The sequence below is a fragment of the Clostridium sp. genome, from assembly GCF_026168755.1.
In the GTDB taxonomy this organism is placed as follows: Bacteria; Bacillota; Clostridia; order Clostridiales; family Clostridiaceae; genus Clostridium.
This window is the reverse complement of sequence record NZ_JAPFDR010000010.1, coordinates 64,026-85,214: the sequence shown is the minus strand read 5'-3', so window position 1 is coordinate 85,214 and position 21,189 is coordinate 64,026. Positions and strand designations below refer to the sequence as shown.

Sequence of the window (21,189 nt, the reverse complement as noted above, 5' to 3'; positions counted from 1 at the left end):
AGATACGAAAGAGGGTGTGAAAATCAAGAGAGCTTACTCCTATAGCTCTAAGAACCAGTTAATACTTAACTGGTAGTTAAAAATAGGAGAATTGGAAAATGAGTAAAAAACATGGATTAGCAAAGAAAACAAAATTATATGCAAGATGGGTTATGATGAAGCAAAGATGTTATAATCCTAATAATAAAGATTATTATAACTATGGAGCAAGAGGAGTTAGAGTTTGTGAAGAATGGAAGAATAATTATTTGAATTTTCATAACTGGGCATATTGTAATGGCTATAATGATGATTTAAGCATTGATAGAATTGATGTGAATGGAAGTTATAAACCAAGTAATTGTAGATGGGTAAATAAGGATATTCAAGCAAATAATAAAGTATGTACCATTTATATAGATTATAATGGGGAAAGTATTACATTAAGCAAATTGAGTAAGATTACAGGAATAAGGAGAGAAACTTTAGAGATGAGATATATAAGAGGAGATAGAGGAGAGAGATTAATCAGAGCAGTAAGAAAAAGGGTTTCTTAGAATTAATATATTGACATTTTACGAATATTCTTATATGATTAGAGCAATCAATAATAATTGGTTAAACCAATCAATTATTAGAAAAATGACAGGAAATTATAATTTATAATTGGCTTAAATAAAGGCTTTGAATGTTGTTAGTTCAATAAAATAGCCAACAAATTCAGAATTTATAGCAATCATTGCAGATAAGCTAAGACTTAAGAATAAAGTAAGCTAAGGCTATTAATGGAGCCAAAGCTGGGGAAACTATAAGCCGATAAAGATATAAAAATAGGCGTGGATAATCGTAAATTTTAACAATAAATTTAATAGAATAAAGTAGTAAAATACCTTCTGTTTATTGGGTTTAAAAAACTTGATAGATAGGAGGTATTTTTTGTTAAAATTTTAACTATTGATTTATATATTTAAATAAAATCATCGTAAATGATAGTAAATAATTAAAATAACTTATAGAACAATTTGAAATTATTGCAAACTAAATGATCTTTGAAAATTAAATAGTACGGTATTTGTAAAATATGCTATAATTAAATCATAATTGTATTATAATGTGAAATAAATAATATAGTGGAGAGAATAAAAATGAAAAATAAAATAATAAAAATAATATCTATAGTAATAATTCTAATTATAATAGCAATTGTAATTCTGAACTTGTGTCCAGAAGTTGAAGCAGAGTTACATAGAATTACTGGATGGAACTAACATTAATTGATTATTTTATGAAGATGAAAGTCAATATAGTTATTGCTCTTATATTATTGGCTGGGATAAGGGTAATTACTGTTGATATGAAAACAAACATACTTATACATCATGGGGGAAAATATCATAGTAATGAATATAAATAAAGAAACTTGTATTACTTTGAGAAATTTCACAATTTTAAAATATTTTTCGTATAGTAGGGGGAAATATGATAGGGTTACTAACATTTTTATTACCAATTATAATAGTAATATTAATTGGACTAGGTATATTTGCGCTTATAAAATTTGTTAAGAGTATTAATAAAAAGTAATGAATAACCTTAATATATTACTAAGATAGAATTTAAATATAAATTAATGAAAATACCGTATTATTCAAAATGGAATATACGGTATTTTTTTATGAACAATTCTTTAAAATTATTCATCAGATTCAATATGAAAAACACCCTAAATTATAAACAATATATCCACAAAAAATACAAGTTGCAAGGTATGATATAAGTATAACAACTCTTTTTGATGGTTTCATTTCCTTATAATTAACCTTATAGTCAGTAAGAAGAAAAATTAGCTAATGTATTGCTTGATTGCTTTTCTTCTATTTTTAGATTAATCTTTATTGTATTGGAAAGCTTATCTGGCTCAATATAATCTATTTTTGATATAGGAATAAACAATACTGGTTATCCTGAATTAATTACCTCGTTTTGGGAGCATCTGGCGAATCAAACATTTCCGTATCACTATCGATTAACTAGGGAAACAAGCAAAATTGATTCAATTTTTATATATGTTATCTATTGAGTGGGGGCGATATAATATCCAATCAAAAAATTAATATTTTGTTTAGGAAGATTGTTTTAGGGAGTATTACATGTTTTTTTAATTAAATAATAAAGTATTGAATATTAACAATTAGAATTTCAAATAATAGAATTGATAAAAGATTATTTGGAGGTAATATTAATGGCAAATTTAAATCAAATTGAATTACAAAATTTACGTCATTTAATTGGTGCACATTGTACTATTGAAAAAAAGTTGGATTTTTACTCTAAACAATGTACAGATCCAACATTAAAAAACATGTTGGCTAAAGATGCAAAAGATGCAAAAGTTAATAAAGAAAAATTAATGTCTTTTTTAGATTAGGAGGAGAATAGTATGCAAGAAAAAGAAATGATAAGTGATTATCTAGCTGGTTTAAATTCAAGTTTAGCAGGATATGGTAGCATAATTTCTCAATGTGAAAATGAAGAGTTACGTTCTACAATTCAACTTATGAGAGATCAAGATGAAATTCGTCAATATGCCCTTTTTAAAATAGCTAAAGAAAAGGGATATTATATACCAGCTCAACAAGCAACAGCTACTGAAATTGCTACAGTTAAACAACAACTTTCACAAGGATAATAAAAAATATTAGCAATTTTAAAAGGATTAGCGGGATGACTTAATGTCAGTTTGTTAGTCCTTTTTATGTATAAAAATTTTAAAGATATAAATTATTTAATTAATAAAATAAAGTTATTATCAATTAATTTATTTTATATTGCGAATAAAGATGAATTTATTAAGCAATAACATACAAAATAAAATAATTATTTAGTTACTACTCGATTTAAATATAGTAATATTGTTTTAAAAAATAGTAATGTTGTCAAAAAACTTTAAATGATAGAAAAGATTTTACTAAATAAAGTAAAATAATAATATAATTATACAGAAAAGAGATTATGTATAATATGCTTACGTTTTTATTAATTTTAATAAAAGTATGAATAATATTTTTATCTTTATAAAGATATTTATAATTATTTTTACTTAATGATTTAGATTGACGAAGTATTGTATCAGTTTTTAGGATTATTTTCATTGACATAGCCTTCTATACCGGTAATATTAACAATTGATAGTAGTGATTTAAGTATTAAAGCTGAAATTACAGAAGATAGTCTTAGGTTCTAGGATGTCCAGTATCTGCATGATAGTAGTTGTAAAAGCTTTGAGGTATTAAGTTTTGTAAATCAATATGTTGTTCAAATAATTTAATTAATTTGGCTTTATCTTTCTGAAAGTATTCGTCAATATTTGAATACATGTCAGTAAAAGATGATTAATTTAAATTTGCTTTCAAGGTAGTTCCTCATAATCATTTTTTTATTTAGTATTATCTAAATAAACGAGTTAAATTATTTCTGGGGGAAACCTTGAAAAATCAAGTTTGTAAAACCTCACAAAAACAAATTTGGGGGGATACAATAGATTAAATTAATAATATCAAATGGGGGGAGAGATATATAACTATGAATGGATTGCAAAAAAAAAGCTTGGCTATAGCAGTTACAATGGCATTTTTTGTTAATTTAGTACCAATGTCAGTGAATGCTGAAACAAAAGAAACAGCAAATTCTGAAACAGTAAACGTAGGATTTATTAAGGATGGAGAGCGTTCAACTTTATTTAATCAAGATTGGCGTTTCTTTAAGGGAAATCCATCTGGAGCTGAAGGAACAGATTTTAATGATTCAGCTTGGAGAAATTTAAATTTACCACATGACTGGAGTATTGAAAGTGAATTCACAGTTCAGGGGGAAGCTGAAAGTGGATTTCTATTAGGTGGTACTGGATGGTATCGTAAACATTTTGTAGTTCCAGAAAAATTTGAAGGTAGAGATTTTACTTTAAATTTTGATGGTGTTTACATGAATGCTGAAGTTTATGTAAATGGACAAAAGGTAGGAGAACATAATTATGGATATACAGGTTTCGCTTTTGATATTACAGATGAATTAGTTTGTGATGGACAAACTGAAAATATAATTGCAGTAAAAGTTTCTAATCCTGTACCAACAAGTAGGTGGTATTCAGGAAGTGGTATTTATAGAGATGTTACATTAAGTGTTACAGATTCTATACATGTTTCTCATTTAGGAACAACTGTTACTACTCCAAATCTTAAAGAGCAAAAAGATGGCGCTGTAGATGTAAATGTAGAAACAGTTATTGAAAATGAATCTTTAGATAATTCAAATGTTACAGTTAAGACTACTATAATAGACACAGATGGACAAGCAGTTAGTAAACCAGTAACAACTACTGAAAATGTTGCAAAAGATGCAACTAAAACTGTTGAACAAACAGTAGTGGTTAATAATCCAAATCTTTGGTCAACTGATAACCCTAATATGTATCAAGTAAAAACAGAAGTTATAGTAGGAGACGAAGTTGTAGATACTTATTTTACTGACTTTGGATTTAGATATTATAACTTTGATAGAGATAAAGGATTTACATTAAATGGTGAAATGATGAAGCTTAAGGGTGTTTGTATGCACCATGATCAAGGGTCTTTAGGGGCAGCATCTTATTATAGAGCTGTAGAAAGACAAATGGAAATAATGAAGGAAATGGGAGTTAATGCAATACGTGTTACTCATAATCCAGCCAGTGAAACATTATTAGAAATTTGTAATCGTTTAGGATTATTAGTAATTAATGAAGCATTTGACACCTGGACAAATTCTAAGAATGGTAATGGCAATGATTTTTCAAAGTACTTTAATGTAGAAATTGATGAAGATAATAAAATTATCAATGGTGAAACAGGTATGACTTGGGGAGAATTTGAAGCTAAAGCAATGGTTAATAGTTCAAAAAATGATCCTTCAGTAATCATGTGGTCAATTGGTAATGAAATTTTTGAAGGTATTGGTGGAGACTCTTCTAATTATTCAACAATTGCTCAAGATATTATAGATTGGATTAAGGAAGAAGATTCAACAAGACCAGTTACTATAGGTGATAATAAAAGTAAATCAAACTGGGAAAATGCTCAAGAAATCAATGATATAATAACTGAAAATGGTGGTATAGTTGGATTTAACTACACAGATATGAGTCAATTTAATAGCTTATTAGATAAGCATGAAGATTGGATAGCATATGATTCAGAAACTAGTAGTGCTGTTCATAGTAGAGGGCATTATAAAACTTGGGGAAGAGATAATAGTAATCTTCAAATGGCTGAATATGATAATGATGAAAACAGAGTTGGATGGGGGCATTCAGCAAGTAATGCATGGAAATATGTTATAAAAAATGATAGAAATGCAGGTGAGTTTGTATGGACAGGATTTGACTATATAGGTGAGCCAACTCCTTGGAATGGTGTAACACCAGGTTCTGTAAGTGGTCAAGGCCCAGCTCCTAAATCAAGCTACTTTGGTATAGTTGATACTGCTGGTTTTGAAAAAGATATTTATTATTTATATCAAAGCCAATGGAATGATGAGGTAAATACATTACATTTATTACCTACATGGAATAGTGAAGACATATATCTAAACAATGGTGTAGCAACGGTTCAAGTATTTACAGATGCTTATAAAGTTGAGCTATATTTAAATGGTAAAAAAATTGATGAAGCAACTGCTAAAGAGAATACTACTGAAGCAGGATATAAATATTATACATTTGGTAATGATGAATTATATCCAACATTTAATGTAACTTATGAAGAAGGTACATTAGAAGCTAAAGCTTTTGATAAAGATGGCAGAGAAATAACTAATACAGAAGGTAGAAGTTCTGTTACAACTACAGGGGAAGCCGTTACTGTAGATTTAAGTGCAGATAATACAACTATTGCTGCTGATGGATATGATTTATCTTATATTACTGTTGATTTAGTAGATGAAGATGGAAATATTGTTGGTGGTGCTAATAATGAATTAACTTATACCCTTGAAGGAAATGGTAAGATTGTAGGTTTAGATAATGGTGATGCCACTGATACAGATTCATATAAGCCAACCACTGATACAACTGGTACTAGAAGTGCTTATAATGGTAAAGCTTTAGTAATAGTTCAATCTACTAAGGATGCAGGGGAAATGGAATTAACAGTTTCAGGTGAAGGTTTAGCATCTCAATCTATAACAATTAATACTGAAAATAGAGCTGGAGAAGATAAATATTTAGAATCATATGATATAGTTAAGAATTATTATGTTGCTTTAGGTGAAAAGCCAGAATTGCCAAAAACTGTAGAAGGAAGATACAGTGATGGAACAACAGCTAACTTTAATATTGAATGGAATGCTTATGATGAAGAAATATTAAACACTCCACAAATAGTTAAGTTAACTGGTAAGTTAGAAGGTACAGATATAGCTGTAGTTGTTAATGTTCATATTATAGGTGATGTAGTTGCTATGGAAAATTATTCAACTTTCACTTATTCTGGAACAGTGCCATCACTTCCTAAAACTGTAAAAGGTTATTTAGTAGATGGTGGTGATAGTGAAGATTTCGTTGTTAATTGGGACTTAGAAGGTAAAGATTTCACAAATGTTGGTGAAACTGTAGTTATTAATGGTAAAGTTCAATTATTAGGTAAGGAGTATCCTGTTACTGCTTCAGTACGTATTGTTGAAGCATTAAAAAATGCAGCTAACATTTCAATAAATAATGAAACAAATAATGATATTCCAAAACTTTCTCAAAGTTGTACTAAAACTTCTGATAACTTAGACTCTATTAATAATGGAATTAAAAATAATAGCTCTAATACAAATGAACGTTGGACAAACTGGGGAGAACGTGAATTAACTGTTGATGGAGAACCTAAGGGAGCTTATGTTCAATTAGATTGGTCAAATAAGCATGCTATTGACCGCTTAGATTTATGGCTATTCACTGATAATGGAGCTGCTAAACTTCCAAAGAAAGTAGAAATTAGATATAAAAATGATGCTGGAGAATATGTTGTTGTTCCACATACAAATACAACAGAAGTATCATATTTATCAGGGGAAACAACTTATCGTTTAGATAATGTAATAAACACAGATAGTATTCGTGTTTATATGCAACAATCTGCGGTTGGTAACTGTATTGGTTTAACTGAAATAGCTGTTTATGAATATGTTCCAAAGGTAAGTGCAAATCTATCAGCTGTTTTATCTGAAATTAAGTTAGATGGTAAACCTTTAGATAACTTTGCTCCAGATAAAATGGAATATACTGTTGAAGTGGAAGAATTACCTACAATAGTAGAAGCTATAGGGCAAAGTAATGCAGCTGTAACTGTATTACCTATTTACAACAATAAATCATTAATAGTAGTTCGTTCAGAAGCTGGAACAAAAAATGTGTATACTATAAACTATGTATTAGGTGATGTAGAACCAGAATTAGTTTTAGATATTAACGGAGATGGAGATATAACTATAGGAGATTTATCTATAGTATCTAAGAATTTTGGAAATATAGTATCAGGAAATGAATTAAGTGAAAAATCTGATATAAATAAAGATGGTGTAGTAAACACAGATGATTTAAAGCTTATTACTGATAATATATTTGGAAACTAATATAGAATTAATTTTTATTTGATATATACCATTTATCTAATTTAACAGAATATTTTTTTTAGTAAAATAAAAAAATAGGGGGATATGAGAATGATTAGGAGAAATAAAAAGTTATGCGTAATGATTTTAAGCATGATGATGGCTGTTAATTCATTTACCTATGTAAAAGCGGAAACTAATATGGTAAAGACAAATCTTGCATTAGAAGATGGAGTAGTAGCAACAACATCTGATGATGAAACATCAGATTTTACGGGAAGCAAAGCAATTGATGGAATAGTTGATTATGAAAATTCAGGAAAACAATCTAGATGGGCTAGTAATACAACATCAGCAACTACAGAAAATAAAAAGTGGTTAAAAATTGATTTAGGTGAAGTTAAAAACTTTGATGAAATAGTAATCGATTGGGAAAGAAAAAATGCAACTAATTATATAATTGAAGTAAGTAATGACGATACAACTTGGAAAACTATTAAAGAATTTACAAGTGCACCAAGTGAATATAGACAAGTAGTTGCACTTGATTCATCAGAAACTGCACGTTATGTTCGTTTATCTATTTCAAATTATTCAGAAACAGCAGATAAGAGAGATACTGATGGAAGCAATAAAAGTGTAACTTGGAATACAGTATCAGTATTTGAACTTGAAGTAAATCAGTATCAAGAAGTTGAAAACCTTGCACTTAAAGGAACAGCAACAGCAAATGCTTCTGAGACTGATAACTTTACAGCAGATAAGGTTAATGATGGAAATGATACTACTAGATGGGCAAGTGAAGTTAGAAGTGCAACAAATGAAAATCCACATTGGTTACAAATTGAATTACCAGAAGCTAAAACAATCCAAAGTTTTGTTATTAATTGGGAGAGAAATAATGTAATTGATTACGAAATTCAAGTTTCTAATGATGGACAAGAATGGGAAACTGCATGGTCAAGAACTTCTAAAAATGATAATTGTAGGGTAGCTGCCAACTTTGATCAACCTAAGACTGCTAAATATGTTAGAGTTAAAATAAATAATTTTGACCAAGCAGGTACAAATGCATCTGGAGTAACTAATAAATGGAATACAGTTTCAATATATGAGTTTGAATTATACTCTAATAAATTAGATTTACCAGCTTACACAATTGATGATGTTGTAGCTTCAATAACAGCACCAGTTATAAATAAAGGTGATTCAAAAATGCAAATGCCAGAAGTTCCAGAAGGGTTTGAGGTAGAGTTTGTTGGTGCAGATTACGAACAGATTATAGGTGCGGATGGCACTATATATGAGCCGTTAGTTGATACAACTGTAGAAGTTAACTTCAAAGTTAAGAAGGGTGAAGAGGAAAAAACTACAGCAGCATTACAAGTACTTGTTCCAGGAAAATATGAAGCTAATGTTGGTAATGAAAAACCTAAAGTTATTCCAGAGTTAGCTGAATGGTATGGAACAGAAGGAAATTTTGAAATTTCAGATAGCACAAAGATAATTGTAGATAGTAATTATAAAGATGAATTAATGGAAACAGCTAATAAATTTGCTAGTGATTATGAGGATATTTTAGGTAAAAACATATCTGTTGAAGAAGGTACTAAAGCGACAGCAAATAGTTTCTTTTTAACTTTAGCAACTGAAGATGGTGGTCTTTGTAATGAAGGGAATATCATAACAATTACTGATTCTGTTAAAATTGAAGCGAAATCAGCACAAGGTGCTTTCTATGGAACTCGTTCTGTATTACAAGTATTAAAACAAACAAAATCTACATTACCACAAGGTATTGTTAGAGATTATCCGAAATATAAAGTAAGAGGATTTATTTTAGATGTTGCAAGAAAATCTTATGAATTAGATTCATTAAAGGAACTTGCTGAAACAATGGCATGGTATAAGCTAAATGACTTACAAGTTCACTTAAATGATAACTATATATTCTTAGAAGATTATATAAATTCAGATAAGTCTAATATAGAGGATGCATACAATGCATATTCTGCATTTAGATTAGAATCTGATCTTAGAAATGAAAAAGGTGAAGGTATAACATCTACAGATGTATTCTATACTAAGGATGAGTTTAGAGATTTCATTCAATCTTCAAGAGAATTGGGAATAAATGTAGTTCCAGAAATAGATACTCCAGCTCATGCTTTAGCATTCACTAAAGTATTCAGAAACTTAGCATTAGATGGCTGGAACCCAAGAATAACTAATAGACCAGTTTTAGATCATTTAGATTTAGGAAATCCAGAGTCTTTAGAATTTGTTAAGAATTTATTTAATGAATATATGGAAGGTGAAAACCCAGTATTTGATACTGAAACGACAGTTCATGTAGGTACTGATGAATATGAAGCTAATAAGGAACAATATAGAGCATTTACTGATGCTGTTCTTGGACATATTCAAGATAATGACAGAACAGTTCGTATGTGGGGTGGATTAACTTGGCTTAATGGAACAACTCCAGTTAGATCTGAAGGAGTTCAATTAAATGTTTGGTCAAGAGATTGGGCAGAGCCAACTCAGATGTATAATGCAGGATATGATTTAATAAACACTCTTGATTCAAGTCTTTATATAGTTCCAGCAGCTAATTATTATGCAAACTATTTAAATGCTCAAAACCTTTATAATAATTGGGAACCAAATGTAATGGCAGGAAAGGAATTCCCAGCTGGTGATGACCAAATGTTAGGTGCTGCTTATGCTATTTGGAATGACCAAATAGATAAGAGAAATCAAAAGGTATCTGAATATGATGTATTTGATAGATTTTTTAAAGCGCTTCCAGCACTTTCAGAAAAAATGTGGGGAGAAGGAGAAGATAAGACATATGCAGAATTAAATGAATTATCTGCAATTACAGGTACTGCTCCAAACACTAACCCATATTACACTGTAGAATCAGATACTCCTAACTATGTAGAATATGATTTTGAAGAAGAAGAAATATTGGATAAATCAGGAAATGAATATAATTCAATTTCTAAGAAAAATGTATCACTTGAAGCAGGAAAGAAAGGACAAGCTTTAAGACTTAATGGGGGCGAAAGTTATGTAGAGACTCCGATTAAGAGAGTTGGACTTCCAAACTCAATTTCTTTCTGGGTTAAGAAGGATGGAAATGCTCCTGAAGGAGAACAAATCCTATTTGAATCACCATCTAAATTTGATAATTATGCTATAAAAGCAGTAGATGCTAATGGTAATGTTGGATTTACAAGAGAAAGAGATAATTTCTCATTTAATTATCAACTACCAGATGATGAATGGGTATATTTAACTATTACAAGTCAAAATGAAAGAACATCATTATACGTTAATAATGAATTAGTTGATACTTTAGGTAATAGGCCAGTTGCAACTTTACTTATTCCATTTGAACGTATAGGAAGTACTACAAATTCATTTAAGGGATTAATTGATGGAATAGTCCTTGGAAGTGAATTACCACAAGATGAAACTATTATAGATTCAACTAACTTCGTAGTTACATCAGACAATGAAAATCCATTAGCAGGCAATGGAACTGAAGGTCCTGCATATTTAGCATTTGATAATGATTTAAATACTATTTGGCATTCAAACTATAGTCCGTATAAAGCATTGCCAGCAACAGTTGAAGTGGATATGAAAGAAGTTCAAAATATAGATAAAATAACTTATATTCCAAGACAAGATGGTAGTGCAAATGGAAGAGTATTAAAGTGTGAAATATCAGTAAAGGTTAATGCTGATGATGAATATACTAGTGTTGGCACATTTACTTGGGATAATAATATGTCTAATAAACTTGCTAAGTTTGATGCTGTAGATGCTAGATATATTAAGATAAAGGTTACTGATGGAGCAACAAATAGTACAAATAAATTTGCTTCAGCTGCAGAATTTACTATTCATAAGGTAGCAGAAGAAATACCAGAAGAAGTTCAAACTGGAATTAATATGACTGTAGCAGAAGAAGTAACAGTTGGAAATGACTTTGATGTTAATGTTAACTTAAGTGATATAAAAGAAAATATGTATGCTATGGAATTTGAAGTTGATTATGATGAAACAAAGGTAGAATTTAAAGAAGCAATTTCAGTAGATGCAGATAAATATTTTGTTCAAGCAAAAGATGCAGACGGAAAAGTTAAGGTAGTAGTAGCTGGACTAGGAGCTGCTTTAGAAAATGTTAAGGATATTGTTAAATTAACATTCACAGCAAAAGCTAGTGGAGAAAATGTAGCATTTGATTTAATAAATGGTAAGGTTGCTGATGGTGAGGGTGTAGAAGAAGAAACTAAGACTTCAACAGTAACAACAACTATTAAAGAAGCAGTAAACAAATCTGAATTAACTTCAGCTATAGAAAATGCTAAGAATATAATAGCAAATGAAGCTGATAAATATACTGAAGAAACAATAAAAGCTTTAAAAGAAGCAGTTAAATTAGCTGAGGAAGTAGTGGCAAATGAAGAAGCTACGCAAGAAGAAGTAAACACAGCTTTAGCAAATCTTGAAAAAGCTAAGAATTCTTTAGTTGCAAATTCAACTTCAGGTTCAGGTTCATCAAATTCAAATAATAATCAAGCGTCAGGTTCAAATAATAACAATAGTGGAACTTCAAGTAATGGTAAGTTACCACAAACAGGAACAGCAGGTGTTGCTGGAACATTAATGAGTGGAGTTATTGCTTTACTTGGTGGATTAGGATTAAGTAGAAAAAAGAATAGAAAATAAGTAGTTAAATAACTATAATTTAATAATTAGTTGTATTAATAGATGAAAATTTGTTAGTGATAATTCATTTGACACTTCTCATTAAATAAATTAATGAGAAGTGTCTTTTTTGCTTTCTTCTATCTGCATTTCTTTTTCTAAAACAAATGTCATGATTATTCTTATAATAAACACTGATGCTAATATTACGACCTCATCCATACTTTTTATAGTAACAGTTTTTAATATTTCTGAAGCTAACTTAAAATCTAAAGTTGTAATCATAACATCTGCAAATTCATATTTAATATTAACTTTTTTCTTAAAGAATCTTTTTTGAATATAGTGATAAAAGGCTGTAAAAACTCCTAATGTTAATATTAAAATTCCCATAAGTTCAAATAAATGAATAAGTATAGGTAAATATTTATTAAATAATTCTTCCAAAACAACTACACCTCAAATAAATAATATATTTAAATTACCCTAAAATTAAAAATATTATTACAATAAAATAAATTATTATTATAAAAAATAATTTGTTTTAAAATATGATAATGTAGGAAAACTAATTATAAAAAGAATATATGAAAAAATATTAAAAAGGAGAAAACTATGGAAGTAAATAAATTAAAAGAAATACAAGAAAATTTACTTATTTATGATAGACCATCAATTTATTTAGAAGAAATAAAAACTTCACTAAAAAATACTCCTTTAGAAGTATTGATAAATTTAGAAAAAATAGAGCAAAATAAACAATATCATCCTGAGGGAAATGTATGGAATCATTTAAAGCAAGTAGTAGATACTGCAGCTAAAATAAGAGATTTTGCAAATGATAAAGCAAGCTTCATGTTAGGTGCCTTATTACACGATTTAGGAAAGGGTGTAACAACTAAAAAAAATAAACAAGGGAAATTAATATCATATAATCATGATATTGAAGGAGAAAAAATAGCAGATAAGTTATTAACATATTATGATTATGAAGATGATGAAAAGAAAAGGATTTCAACCTTAGTAAAATATCATATGCATCATTTGTATATAATTAAAAATTTACCTTTTGCTAAAACAAATGAATTAGTAAAAGAAGTAGATTTAAATGATATGATTCTAATGTTTGTAAGTGATAGATTAGGAAGGGGGCAAGTTGAAAAAGAAAAAAAGTTAAATGAAATTGAAGATATTCAGAAGGTTATAAAAATATTAGAAGCAAATTATGATTTAGAGTTAAATGAAATAGGAGAAAAAATTAAAAAAATCAAAAAAATTATATAAAATTATAATTTACATATATTCACTTATGAATATACTTGAAAATACCATCATATTATTAAGATATAACAATATGGAGGTGTTTTTAGTGAATATAATAGGTAAATTAAATTTAAATAAAAAGGAAAATAAATTTTTTTATTTAATGGTTTTTATATTTTTCTGTGTAGGAATAGCTTTAGGTACATATATAGTAAAGTATATGAATGCAAATGATGCAAATGATCTTACAAGCTATTTTTCTACATTTACAGAAAGTATTGTTAAGGAACCAGTTAATAGTAAGGTTTTATTATTAAGTGTGCTTAAGAAGAATTTGATACTTATAACAATAATAATAGCATTATCATTTACTATATTTGGTACACCAGTAATTTTACTTGTAAATCTTGTTAAAGGATTTACACTAGGATATACTTTTAGTTTTCTAATTTCAACTTTTGAAGGAAAGGGATTATGGCTTGCTTTAGCCTCCACAATACCACAAAATATTATTTATATTCCTTGTTTTATTGCATTAAGTATAGTTGGAATTGAATTTTCTTCAACAAAACTTAAAGAAAGGTTCTTTAATAAAGGTAAAGTAAATAGAATAGTAGAGAGAGAACTAATTTTAAAGATAGGGGTATTTGCATGTATATTTATTATCGGTACTTTTATTGAAGCATATATTTGTCCAAATATCATTAAATTTGTAGTAACAAATGTTTATAAAGTTGTTTAATAAATAGATAATTATAAAAGGAAATTAAAAGCAAGTGTCGAATAATAATAAATAAGGTGGGAATGGGGAGAATTATGAAAGAAATAGTAAATGAATATAGGGAGTCATTGCTTGAAAGTCATAAAAGTGATAATACTGTTTATGCTTATGTAACTGATGTTAATTTGTATATTAAATATCTAAATGGTAAAGATATATATTTAGATGAAACTGATAATGTAACAGTTAAAAATTATATAGATCATCTTTTAGAAGAGGGAAAATCTGAAAGGTCTATAAGTAGAATTGTTATTAGCTTAAGAAGTTTTTATAATTATTTAAAGGATCAAAAAATAATTAGAGATATACCCAAGATATATTATAAGAGTACGGACCAATCTAAAAAACTTCCAGAAATATTAACTGTGGAGGAAGTAGATAAGATAATTAAGATAGTTGATAAAGATTGCAATAAGGGAATAAGAGATAATGCTTTATTAGAGTTAATGTATGCAACTGGTATGAAGGTTTCTGAAATAATAAGTCTAGCAGTAGAGGATGTAAACCTTGATTTACTCTATGTTAGATGTCATGATAATAAAAATTATGAAAGACTTATACCAATAGGCAGAAGTGCAGAATCTGCATTAAAGGAATATTTATCTGTAAGAGATATAATTGCTTCTGCTGGAGTAGCAAATTTATTTGTAAATTTAAATGGCAATCAATTAACTAGGCAAGGTGTTTGGAGAATAGTAAAAGAGTATTCTCATAAAGCTGGAATAAATAAAGATGTTAATTTAAATACCTTTAGACATTCCTTTGCTGTACATTTATTACAAAATGGAGCAAATGTAAGAGCAGTACAAAAGCTTTTGGGAAATCAAGTATTAACTTATATGGATACTTACTATGAAATAATAAACAATGATAAAATAAACTTAGTTTATAAGAACTCCCATCCAAGAGCTTAAGAGCTTTGAAAAAGGGGCTTTATATACGAAAGGAGAAAACAATATGAAAAGAGCTATATTAATAGTATTAGATAGTGTTGGAGTTGGAGAATTAAAAGATGCCAAAAGTTATGGAGATGAAGGAAGTCATACATTAGACAATGTATATAAAACATGCAAGGGTATTAAAATAAATGAATTAGAGAAACTAGGAATAGGTAATATAGAAGGTGTAAATGGCCCTAAAAAATGTGATAATGCAATAGGATCATTTGGTAGATGTGAAGAAGCATCTAAGGGAAAGGACACAGTAACAGGACATTGGGAGATAAGTGGAGTTATACTTGAAGAACCTTTAAATACTTATCCAGAAGGATTTTCTGATGATATAATAAATGAATTTAAGAAAAGAGCAAATATTGAAGGTATATTAGGTAATATAGTAGCTTCAGGAACTCAAATAATTGAAGATTTGGGAGAAGAGCATGTAAAAACTGGATATCCTATTATATATACTTCTGCAGATAGCGTATTCCAAATTGCTGCGCATGAGGATGTTATTCCAGTTGAGAAGTTGTATGAAATGTGTGAAATAGCAAGAAATATGCTTGTTGATAAGTGGGCAGTAGGAAGAGTTATTGCAAGACCTTTCATTGGTGAAGCTCCAAGCTTTAAAAGAACTTCTAACAGAAGAGATTATGCATTAGATCCATTTAATAAAACTATGCTTGAATATTTAAAGGATGCAAATTATGAAGTTGCAGCTGTTGGTAAAATAGAAGATATTTATAATAAAAAGGGTATTACAAGTGCGGTTCATACTAAGAGCAATATGGATGGTGTAGATAAGACTTTAGAATATATGGACACTGTAAAAGAAGGACTTATCTTTACAAATTTAGTTGACTTTGATATGTTGTATGGACATAGAAATGATCCAGCTGGATATGGAAAAGCACTTGAAGATTTTGATAATAGATTACAAGAAATCTATAGTAAAATGGAGGAAGAAGATATTCTTATAATTACAGCAGACCACGGCTGCGATCCAACTACTAGCAGTACAGATCATTCAAGAGAACATATACCAGTTCTTGTATATGGTAAAAGTGTTAAACCAGGTGTTAACATTGGAACAAGAGAAACATTCGCTGATATAGGAAAAACTATATTAGATTTCTTTAATGTACAAAATGAATTAGTAGGTAAAAGTTTCTTGAAGGATATAATAAAGTAGCTGGAGGAGAAATGACTTATGAGAATGTATGATTTAATTATGAAGAAAAGAAAAGGTGAAGAATTAACAACAGAAGAAATTAACTTTTTTGTTGATGGATTTACTAAAGAGGAAATCCCAGATTATCAAGCATCAGCAATGCTTATGGCAATTTTCTTTAATAAGATGAATAAGAGAGAAACAGCAGATTTAACTAATTCTATGGTTGAGTCTGGAGATAAAATAGATTTAAGTAATATAAAAGGTGTAAAGGTAGATAAACACTCTACAGGTGGAGTTGGAGATAAAACTTCAATTTGTTTAACTCCTTTAGTAGCATCACTTGGAATTCCAGTTGCAAAAATGTCAGGAAGAGGACTTGGTCATACTGGAGGAACTATTGATAAGCTAGAAACATTTAAGGGATTTTCAGTTGAACTAACAGAAGAACAGTTTATGGAAAATGTTAATAAAATTAATATTGCTATAATGGGGCAAAGTGGAAACTTAGTTCCAGCAGATAAAAAATTATATGCATTAAGAGATGTTACTGCAACAGTCGATAATATGTCATTAATAGCATCAAGCATAATGAGTAAGAAATTAGCTTCAGGTGCAGATGCAATAGTTTTAGATGTTAAGGTTGGTGATGGTGCATTTATGAAAACACCAGAAACAGCTAAAGAACTAGCACAAGAAATGGTTGATATAGGAAAGCATTTAGGAAGAGAAACTATTGGGGTTATATCTGATATGGATCAACCTTTAGGATATGCTATTGGAAATAGCTTAGAAGTTATAGAAGCTATAGAATTATTAAAAGGCAATGGTCCTAAAGATCTTTTAGAGTTAACATTAACAATTGGTTCAAATATGTTACTTTGTGCTAAGATGGCAGAAAGTGAAGAAGAAGCAAGAAAAATGCTTATGGAAAATATAGAAAATGGAAAAGGGCTAGAAAAGCTTAAAGACTTTGTTAAGGCGCAAGGTGGAGATATTAGCCCAATTGATGATTATAGCAAGTTCCCTCAAGCAAAATATGTAGAGAAAGTTACTTCACCTGTAGATGGTTATATAACAAAAATTCATGCAGAAGCATTTGGCCTTATAGCTATGGAATTAGGCGCAGGGCGTGCAACTAAAGAAAGTGAAATTGATTTAGCTGTAGGTATTGTTTTAAATAAGAAAAGAGGCGAAAAGGTCAATAAAGGAGATGTTCTAGCATACATACACTCAAATAGTGAGGAGAAAATTGAAAAGGCTAGAAAAAGTATTTTAGAAAATATAGTTATTGAAGATAATTATGATTTAAATATACCATTAATATATGATATAGTAAGATAGTTTTATTAAGCGACTTTTAGATTTAAGTTAGAATTACTGAAGGGGATTCTGGCAATCTAAATAAGTTTTATAATAACTTAATGTTTATAAAATATGATAAAAAGAATGTTAAATTCTTTTTATCATATTTTTATTTTTTTAGGAAATAATAAGCTTAAAAGGAGGAGAACAAATGAAAAAGAAAATATTTAACAAAATCTCTATTATTCTTTTATGTTTATTATGTTTAAATACAGTTGTTCCAATTGCTGCAGTTAAGGAAGCTTCAGAGGAGGAATATCCAAATGATGTTTATACTGCATGTTTAGAAGATGGAATGAATGTAGATGCAAAATCTGCAATACTTATTGAGCCTATAAGTGGAGCAGTATTGTATGAAAAGAATCCAGACGAAAAATTTGCGCCAGCATCTGTTACAAAGATAATGACAATGTTACTTGCAATGGAAGCTGTAGATAGTGGAAAAATAAGCTTGGATGACAAGATTATTTGTAGTGAAAATGCCAAGAAAATGGGTGGAAGCACTATGCTTCTTGATGTTGGTGAAGTTAGAACAGTAGAAGACATACTAAAAGGTATAGCTATTGCATCAGGAAATGATGCTGCTGTTGCTATGGCAGAATTTTTAGCTGGTTCAACAGATGAATTTGTAAAGGCTATGAATGAACGTGCTAAAGAATTAGGTATGACAAATACAACATTTAAAAATTGTAATGGCTTACCAGAAGAAGGTCATGTAACAACTGCAAGAGATATTTCTATAATGTCATTAGAATTATTAAAGCATCCCACTATATTAAAATATAGTGGCACATATATGGATACTATATCTGAAGGAAGAAAAAGCCCAATAGAATTAGTAAATCATAATAAATTAGTTCGTTTCTTTGATGGCTGTGATGGATTAAAAACAGGCTTTACACAAGAAGCTAAATATTGTATAAGTGCTACATCAGTTAGGAATAATGTTAGAATGCTTGCAGTAATAATGGGAGCTCCAACATATAAAGTTAGAAACCGTGATGCAAGTATGCTAATGAATTATGGATTTTCTAAATACGAAGGAAAGAAATTATTTAATAAAGATGATGATGTAGAAACTGTTTATTTAGGTAAGAGCAATGATAGATTCTTTATAGCAAAAGCAAAAGATGATTTAATCGTTGTTACTTTAAAGGGTAGCGATGGAGAACCAATAAACAAAATAGTACTAGATGAAATGAAAGCTAGCTATACAGAAGGTGAAGTTGTAGGAAAATGTGAAGTATATCTAGGGGATCAAAAAGTTGGAGAAGTTGATTTATATTGTGATAGAGACGTTGAAAAAGGCGGATTCATAGATAACTTAAAGGATAATATGAAAAATTTATTTAAAAAAGGTGTTTAAAGAAAATTAATATATTTCAAAGAGATTAAAACATTTAATATAATGGATTAATCTCTTTTTTTATATTAAAATGTAAATATGGGAAGGTGAGTATTTTGAATAAAAAGATAATATGTGCAATTATTATGTTAGGATTATTAACTGGTTGTTCAGGTAATAATAAGAATAATGTAAATATCAATGATAATATAAATAATGAAGTTACAGAAACTGAAGAGGTAGTAGAAGAACCTAAGGTATATACACAGTTTACCGCGCTTGGAAAAATATATGAATCTAGTAAAGACATAAATATTCTAAATAATGGAGATTTAATATATCATGATTATGGAGATATTCCATACGTTGAAGGTGAATATAAGGAAGTAGATTTTGGATTAAATTTATTAACAGAATATTTAGCTAAAAATCAAGGAGTATATGATTTTATTGTAAGTGAATGGGATAGCACAAGTGATGAAGTTGAGTTAATTTCAGGTGAAGAAAAAGAAAGTGTTATGCAAAATGTATATTTTTTAGGAGAACAATTTGGAATAGGTGAAAATGATCCAGTTTACTTTAAAATAGATAAAGTAATTTTACAAGAGAAGCTGGAAGATCAAGTAACGTTAGAATTTAGAGGATACTTATCTGCTACTAATGGAAACTTTAGACCATTAGGAACATTTACTGTTACTGTATATACAAAAGAAGATAAATTATATGGATCAATATTATAAATCAAAAATTGTAGTGAAAGCTTAATTGAAGGAGAAAAATTCTGTGGTGAATGTGGTGCGAAGGTTAAATAAGGAAGTATTTTAATAGTTATTATAAGAAATACTATTAATAATAATAATATAGATTTATTTGAATTTAGGAGATACAAATGATTATAAGTAAAGAGTTTTATAATAGAAGTGCTCTAGAGGTTGCACAAGATTTACTTGGAAAAGTATTAGTTAGAGAAGTTGACGGTAAAGTTCTAAAAGGAAAAATAGTTGAAACAGAAGCTTATATAGGAGCTATAGATAAAGCGTGTCATGCATATAATGGACGTAGAACTAAGCGTACAGAAATATTATATGAGGATGCAGGAGTTTCATATATTTATTTTATATATGGCTTATATCATTGCTTTAACGTTGTTACTAATAAAAAAGATGTAGCTGAAGCTGTTTTAATTCGAGCTATTGAACCAATTAATGAACTAGATTATATTTCTAATATACGGTATAATAAGAGATATGATGAACTTACAAAAGTTCAATCAAAAAATTTAACTAATGGTCCATCAAAGTTATGTTTAGCTTATTTATTAAATAAGGATTTAAATGCAGTAAAGCTTTATGAAAAGGGAGCAGTATATATTACTGATGATAATAATGAAAACTTTGAAATTGTTGAAAGCAAGAGAATAGGAATAGATTATGCTGAAGAGGCAAAAGATTTCTTATGGAGATTCTATATAAAAGATAACATATATGTTTCAAAAAAATAATTAAGTTATAAATTAAAATTTATATAAAGTTTAGTAGAAGAGGGAGAGAGTACAAATGAGAGTAGCATTAATTGCACATGATAAGAAAAAAGACGAAATGGTTAATTTTGCAAAAGCAAATGAGGAAAGATTATCTAAATTAGAACTTTATGCAACAGGAACTACTGGTCTAAGAATAATGGAAAATACTAATTTAGAGATTCATAGATTAAAAAGTGGGCCACTTGGTGGAGATCAACAAATAGGAGCTCTAGTTTCAGAGCAAAAGCTAGATTTAGTTATATTCTTAAGAGATCCATTAACATCACAGCCACATGAGCCAGATATTAATGCATTACTAAGATTATGTGATGTATACGCAATACCACTTGCAACAAATATTTCTACAGCTCAATTAGTTTTAGATGCTTTGCACAAATAAGAATAATAAAATATAAGTAAAAAGGAGTTGCTAAATAGCAGCTCCTTTTTGTTGTATAACGTTCACAA

At 28.8% G+C, this 21,189-nt stretch carries 17 protein-coding genes and 1 pseudogene; 17 read left to right on the top strand and 1 reads right to left on the bottom strand.

Going from position 1 to position 21,189, the window contains the following annotated elements; translation table 11 throughout:
• Positions 1 to 98 precede the first annotated feature (98 nt).
• The 7 genes and pseudogenes from Q0Y03_RS06015 (at position 99) to Q0Y03_RS05985 (ending at position 12,357) form a co-directional block, all read left to right on the top strand.
• Entirely contained in the window at positions 99 to 536 is a 438-nt protein-coding gene (locus Q0Y03_RS06015) for a hypothetical protein (RefSeq protein WP_297712938.1), read from the top strand.
• A 154-nt stretch (positions 537 to 690) separates the two neighbouring features.
• Positions 691 to 756: pseudogene (locus Q0Y03_RS06010) on the top strand (sporulation initiation factor Spo0A C-terminal domain-containing protein); the annotation flags it as partial.
• A 368-nt stretch (positions 757 to 1,124) separates the two neighbouring features.
• Complete coding sequence (locus Q0Y03_RS06005; RefSeq protein ID WP_297712937.1) at positions 1,125 to 1,247, top strand: hypothetical protein; 123 nt, start codon at positions 1,125 to 1,127, stop codon at positions 1,245 to 1,247.
• Positions 1,248 to 2,221: 974 nt separating this feature from the next.
• On the top strand, positions 2,222 to 2,407 hold the full coding sequence (locus tag Q0Y03_RS06000; protein WP_297712936.1) for a hypothetical protein: 186 nt from the start codon (positions 2,222 to 2,224) through the stop codon (positions 2,405 to 2,407).
• Positions 2,408 to 2,419: 12 nt separating this feature from the next.
• A complete protein-coding gene (locus Q0Y03_RS05995; protein WP_297712935.1) occupies positions 2,420 to 2,668 on the top strand; it encodes a spore coat protein in 249 nt (82 codons plus the stop codon).
• 893 nt (positions 2,669 to 3,561) lie between these two features.
• Positions 3,562 to 7,632, top strand: a complete 4,071-nt coding sequence (locus tag Q0Y03_RS05990) for a glycoside hydrolase family 2 TIM barrel-domain containing protein (protein WP_297712934.1) — start codon at positions 3,562 to 3,564, stop codon at positions 7,630 to 7,632.
• 90 nt (positions 7,633 to 7,722) lie between these two features.
• On the top strand, positions 7,723 to 12,357 hold the full coding sequence (locus Q0Y03_RS05985; RefSeq protein WP_297712933.1) for a discoidin domain-containing protein: 4,635 nt from the start codon (positions 7,723 to 7,725) through the stop codon (positions 12,355 to 12,357).
• A 90-nt stretch (positions 12,358 to 12,447) separates the two neighbouring features.
• Here Q0Y03_RS05985 and Q0Y03_RS05980 read toward each other — a convergent pair whose 3' ends face one another.
• Positions 12,448 to 12,783 (bottom strand): DUF1622 domain-containing protein, encoded by a 336-nt coding sequence (locus tag Q0Y03_RS05980; RefSeq protein ID WP_297712932.1) that lies wholly within the window; start codon positions 12,781 to 12,783, stop codon positions 12,448 to 12,450.
• Positions 12,784 to 12,951: 168 nt separating this feature from the next.
• On the opposite strand from Q0Y03_RS05980, the gene Q0Y03_RS05975 reads away from it, so the two are divergent.
• From Q0Y03_RS05975 to Q0Y03_RS05935, 10 genes are all read left to right on the top strand, one after another.
• Positions 12,952 to 13,620 carry an HD domain-containing protein gene (locus tag Q0Y03_RS05975; RefSeq protein ID WP_297712931.1) on the top strand — a complete coding sequence of 223 codons (669 nt, stop codon included), beginning with the start codon at positions 12,952 to 12,954 and terminating at the stop codon, positions 13,618 to 13,620.
• 85 nt (positions 13,621 to 13,705) lie between these two features.
• On the top strand, positions 13,706 to 14,341 hold the full coding sequence (spoIIM, locus tag Q0Y03_RS05970; protein WP_297712930.1) for a stage II sporulation protein M: 636 nt from the start codon (positions 13,706 to 13,708) through the stop codon (positions 14,339 to 14,341).
• A gap of 74 nt (positions 14,342 to 14,415) precedes the next feature.
• Complete coding sequence (locus Q0Y03_RS05965) at positions 14,416 to 15,294, top strand: tyrosine-type recombinase/integrase (protein ID WP_297712929.1); 879 nt, start codon at positions 14,416 to 14,418, stop codon at positions 15,292 to 15,294.
• 43 nt (positions 15,295 to 15,337) lie between these two features.
• On the top strand, positions 15,338 to 16,510 hold the full coding sequence (locus tag Q0Y03_RS05960; protein WP_297712928.1) for a phosphopentomutase: 1,173 nt from the start codon (positions 15,338 to 15,340) through the stop codon (positions 16,508 to 16,510).
• An 18-nt stretch (positions 16,511 to 16,528) separates the two neighbouring features.
• Positions 16,529 to 17,833, top strand: coding sequence for a pyrimidine-nucleoside phosphorylase (locus Q0Y03_RS05955; protein ID WP_297712927.1), 1,305 nt, complete (start codon positions 16,529 to 16,531; stop codon positions 17,831 to 17,833).
• 172 nt (positions 17,834 to 18,005) lie between these two features.
• Positions 18,006 to 19,220 carry a D-alanyl-D-alanine carboxypeptidase family protein gene (locus tag Q0Y03_RS05950; RefSeq protein WP_297712926.1) on the top strand — a complete coding sequence of 405 codons (1,215 nt, stop codon included), beginning with the start codon at positions 18,006 to 18,008 and terminating at the stop codon, positions 19,218 to 19,220.
• Positions 19,221 to 19,315: 95 nt separating this feature from the next.
• Positions 19,316 to 19,939, top strand: a complete 624-nt coding sequence (locus Q0Y03_RS05945) for a hypothetical protein (protein ID WP_297712925.1) — start codon at positions 19,316 to 19,318, stop codon at positions 19,937 to 19,939.
• Complete coding sequence (locus Q0Y03_RS15545) at positions 19,940 to 20,011, top strand: zinc-ribbon domain-containing protein (RefSeq protein ID WP_363318725.1); 72 nt, start codon at positions 19,940 to 19,942, stop codon at positions 20,009 to 20,011.
• Between the two features lie 77 nt (positions 20,012 to 20,088).
• Positions 20,089 to 20,700, top strand: a complete 612-nt coding sequence (locus tag Q0Y03_RS05940) for a DNA-3-methyladenine glycosylase (RefSeq protein WP_297712924.1) — start codon at positions 20,089 to 20,091, stop codon at positions 20,698 to 20,700.
• A 55-nt stretch (positions 20,701 to 20,755) separates the two neighbouring features.
• The gene (locus tag Q0Y03_RS05935; RefSeq protein WP_297712923.1) at positions 20,756 to 21,121 is read left to right on the top strand and encodes a methylglyoxal synthase; all 366 of its coding nucleotides are present in this window, start codon (positions 20,756 to 20,758) and stop codon (positions 21,119 to 21,121) included.
• Positions 21,122 to 21,189 lie beyond the last annotated feature (68 nt).

What these genes read in the sequence shown, in the direction of transcription:
- Q0Y03_RS06015 (WP_297712938.1), top strand. Translation starts at nt 99, where the DNA reads ATGAGTAAAAAACATGGATTAGCAAAGAAAACAAAATTATATGCAAGA.
- Q0Y03_RS06005 (WP_297712937.1), top strand. Translation starts at nt 1,125, where the DNA reads ATGAAAAATAAAATAATAAAAATAATATCTATAGTAATAATTCTAATT.
- Q0Y03_RS06000 (WP_297712936.1), top strand. Translation starts at nt 2,222, where the DNA reads ATGGCAAATTTAAATCAAATTGAATTACAAAATTTACGTCATTTAATT.
- Q0Y03_RS05995 (WP_297712935.1), top strand. Translation starts at nt 2,420, where the DNA reads ATGCAAGAAAAAGAAATGATAAGTGATTATCTAGCTGGTTTAAATTCA.
- Q0Y03_RS05990 (WP_297712934.1), top strand. Translation starts at nt 3,562, where the DNA reads ATGAATGGATTGCAAAAAAAAAGCTTGGCTATAGCAGTTACAATGGCA.
- Q0Y03_RS05985 (WP_297712933.1), top strand. Translation starts at nt 7,723, where the DNA reads ATGATTAGGAGAAATAAAAAGTTATGCGTAATGATTTTAAGCATGATG.
- Q0Y03_RS05975 (WP_297712931.1), top strand. Translation starts at nt 12,952, where the DNA reads ATGGAAGTAAATAAATTAAAAGAAATACAAGAAAATTTACTTATTTAT.
- Q0Y03_RS05965 (WP_297712929.1), top strand. Translation starts at nt 14,416, where the DNA reads ATGAAAGAAATAGTAAATGAATATAGGGAGTCATTGCTTGAAAGTCAT.
- Q0Y03_RS05960 (WP_297712928.1), top strand. Translation starts at nt 15,338, where the DNA reads ATGAAAAGAGCTATATTAATAGTATTAGATAGTGTTGGAGTTGGAGAA.
- Q0Y03_RS05955 (WP_297712927.1), top strand. Translation starts at nt 16,529, where the DNA reads ATGAGAATGTATGATTTAATTATGAAGAAAAGAAAAGGTGAAGAATTA.
- Q0Y03_RS05950 (WP_297712926.1), top strand. Translation starts at nt 18,006, where the DNA reads ATGAAAAAGAAAATATTTAACAAAATCTCTATTATTCTTTTATGTTTA.
- Q0Y03_RS05940 (WP_297712924.1), top strand. Translation starts at nt 20,089, where the DNA reads ATGATTATAAGTAAAGAGTTTTATAATAGAAGTGCTCTAGAGGTTGCA.
- Q0Y03_RS05935 (WP_297712923.1), top strand. Translation starts at nt 20,756, where the DNA reads ATGAGAGTAGCATTAATTGCACATGATAAGAAAAAAGACGAAATGGTT.